Here is a 3131-nt window from a genome sequence, read left to right on the forward strand (position 1 = left end):
GCGACCGGCCCGGGCGGCGTGCCGCTGCCCACCGTGTGCGCGAGGGATGCGGCGAGCACCGCGAACGCGGCGACAGCCGCTCCGCGAGCCGCGCGTGCACCCCGGGAAGTCACCCGACCAGCCTAACCGCCCGGCGGGTACGGGAACGGCCCCGGGCGTGCGCCCGGGGCCGTTCCACTGGGTACCGGCGTCAGCCCACGTTGAGCGTGAACGAGCTGGTCGTGCCGGTCGAGGGCACGAACACGTCGAACGTGGTCGGGCCGCTCGCACCGGCCGGGACGGTGAACGTGACGCTCGCCTGGCCGATCTCGTCGAAGTTCGGCGTGTAGGCGGTGTCGATCGGCGCGCTGCCGAGTTCGACTCCGCCACTCGAGACGATCGCCGTGTCGGCGTCGATCTCGTCGCGCGAGAAGTCGAGCGACGACAGGTCGACGGTCACCGACGCACCTGCCGCGACCGAGGTGCCGCCCGGCAGGTGGACGCCGACCGCGCGCTGCATGAGGTCGGGCGTCGCGGAGCCGAACGTGTCGAACCAGTCCACCATCGACTCGAGGTCGATCTTGCCGCTGTCGGCCTTGTTCATGCCTTCGGCCAGGGTGGAGAAGTTGTCACCGCCGGACGCGAGGAACGAGTTGGCACCGACCGAGTACGTCGCCGCGGGGTCGATCGCCACGCCCTCGAGCCACATCTCGGTGATGTGCGAGCCCTTCGGCGCGGTCGGGTCGTAGGTGTAGGTGAACTCCTCGTTGACGCCGAGCTTGAGGAACGGACGGCTGACGCCCTCGGGCTGCCACTGCTCCTCGAGCACCTGCTTGATCTGCGCTCCCGTGAGGTCGAACGAGACCAGCGTGTTGGCGAACGGCTGGACGGCCGCGGCCTCGGCGTAGGTGACCTCACCGGATGCGAGGTCGGCACGCAGGCCGCCGGGGTTCATGAACGTGATCTGCACGTCGCGCGTGCCGTCCACGTTGAGCGCCCACTCCTGCACGTCGGCCACGAAGTTGCCGAGCGTGGACTCGCCTCCGCGGTTCTCCGGGAACGACGGCGCCCCGACCGGGTTCGCGCGGACGGCGCGACCGAAGTCCGCGGTCGCCTCGCCGAGCACGACGCTGCCGAGCTCCTTGGCGACGGCCGTGGCTTCGGCCACGAGCGGGACGAGCGCCGGGTCGGGCTCGGCGATGTAGCCGGTGATGTTCCCGTCGGCGTCGCGGACCGCCATCGTGTAGATGGTGTTCTTCATCCGCGCGATCTTGCCGCTCTTCTTGTTGAAGGTGATCTCCATGTTGGAGAAGCGCTCGCCGTACTGGCCGCTCGAGATCACGGGCCGGCCGTCGATCACGTGGTTGTACGCGAGGTGCGTGTGGCCCGAGACGATGGCGTCGACGTTGTCGTTGGCGTTCAGCACGATGTCGCCGAACCGCGAGTTCGGGTCGGTCGCCGACTCGACGGTCGTGTCTGCTGCGCCCTCGTGGACGAGCAGGACGACGATGTCGGCCTCGCCGTTCGCGTCGTTGCCGTCGCTCAGCTGGTCGGCCACGCGGTTGGCGGCCTCGACGGGCGGGCCCACCTCGATGTCGGCGATGCCGGCGGGGCTCACCAGCGACGGGAGCTCGTCGGTCACGGCGCCCACGAAGCCGAGGCGCACGCCCTCGAACTCCGCGACCCAGTACTCGGGCAGTGCGGCCTCGCCGGTCGCCTTGTCGTAGACGTTGGCGCCGAGGTACTCCCAGAGCGCGAGCGGCATGACGCGGTCGGTGAGGTCGTCCATGCCCTTGTCGAACTCGTGGTTGCCCACCGCGCTGACGTCGAGCCCCGCCTCGTTGAAGGCCTCGATCGTCGGAACGTCCTGCTGGATGAACGAGGTGAAGGTCGATGCCCCGATGAGGTCTCCGGCTGCGGCGAAGACGGTGTTCGGGTTCGCGTCGCGGATCTCGTTGACCGCGGACGAGAGCCGCGCGATGCCGGCCGCCGAGCCGTTCTCCTCGATCCGGCCGTGGAAGTCGTTGACCGTGACGAGGTTGAGGTCGACGAAGGCCTTCGCCTGCGCCTTCGGCGGGAGCCCGTCCGGCGGGACGGCCTGGGCCGAGGCGACGCCGCCGAGGGCGAGCGCGAGCGCAGTGGCTCCGGCGAGCGCTCCTGCGGCCGCGCGGCCGCGTGAGCGCATGGGGGACGTGGCGCGGGTCCGAGCCGCACCGGGGGAACGTTGCTGCATTGCGTGATCTCCTCTGCAAGGGCGGATGCGGGAGACAGGCCTTCGCGCCCCCCGGCGTCGCAGGTGGCCGCCCCGGGTTCGGGCGGGCACTGCTTCGCAGCCTATGGCGGGGGCTCGGCCGAGGGAAGGGACTTGACCCACTCGTCACGCGGCGTTCAATGAATCCGCCGATTTTGCTCAGATGAGCAGCGTCCGACGCTCAGATGAGCAGCACCGGCGGTCGCGCCTAGGCTGATCGACGATGCTCACCGCGGTCCTCTCGCTCTCCGGCGCGATCGTCTACGGCGCCGCGGACTTCCTCGGCGGCCTCGCCGCGCGACGCCTGGGCGCACTCCTCGCCACCGCGATCGCCTCGGTGGCGGGCCTCGTCACGATGCTCGCCGCACTGCCCGTGCTCGGCGGCGCCTGGACCCTCGCGGACCTCGGCTGGGGTGCGCTCTCGGGCGTGATCGGCGCCGTCGCGATCGCCCTGCTCTACGCGTGCCTCGCGATCGGCCCCATGAGCATCCTCTCGCCGCTCACCGCGCTGATGTCGGCCGTCACCCCGATGCTCTGGGGCACGCTCGTCGGTGCCGAGCGGTTCGGACCGCTCGGCGTCTGGGGCATCGGCGTCGCGCTGGTCGCCGTCGTCCTCGTCGGGTTCGTGCCCGAGCGCGGTGCCGTCCGGCCGAGCGCCCGCGGCCTGCTCCTCGCGGTCGGCTCCGGGCTCGCGATCGGCGGGTACTACATCACGATCTCGCACACGGCGGATGCCTCGGGCGTCGTCCCGCTCGTCGCGAACCGCGTCGTCTCGGCGACCGTGCTGTTCGCCGCGTTCGGCGCGGTGACCGTGTTCGCCGCAGTCCGTGCGCGTTCCGCGCCGGACCCCGGGGCGGCCGCCGGCGCCGGATCGTCGAGGGGCGCGGCACGGGACGGGGGC

Annotated in this window: 2 protein-coding genes; one reads left to right on the plus strand and one right to left on the minus strand. The window is 71.5% G+C overall.

What is annotated here, in order from left to right:
• Nucleotides 1–190: 190 nt before the first annotated feature.
• Complete coding sequence (locus ESO86_RS14295) at nt 191–2164, minus strand: bifunctional metallophosphatase/5'-nucleotidase (RefSeq protein WP_165307894.1); 1974 nt, start codon at nt 2162–2164, stop codon at nt 191–193.
• Between the two features lie 289 nt (nt 2165–2453).
• On the opposite strand from ESO86_RS14295, the gene ESO86_RS14300 reads away from it, so the two are divergent.
• On the plus strand, nt 2454–3131 hold a 678-nt coding region (locus ESO86_RS14300; RefSeq protein WP_129235597.1), incomplete at its 3' end, for an EamA/RhaT family transporter.

Source organism: Agromyces binzhouensis, from assembly GCF_004135055.1.
GTDB classification, from domain to species: Bacteria; Actinomycetota; Actinomycetes; order Actinomycetales; family Microbacteriaceae; genus Agromyces; species Agromyces binzhouensis.

Coding starts and splice junctions, on each gene's coding strand:
- ESO86_RS14295 (WP_165307894.1), bottom strand. CDS start 2,164: ATGCGCTCACGCGGCCGCGCGGCCGCAGGAGCGCTCGCCGGAGCCACT.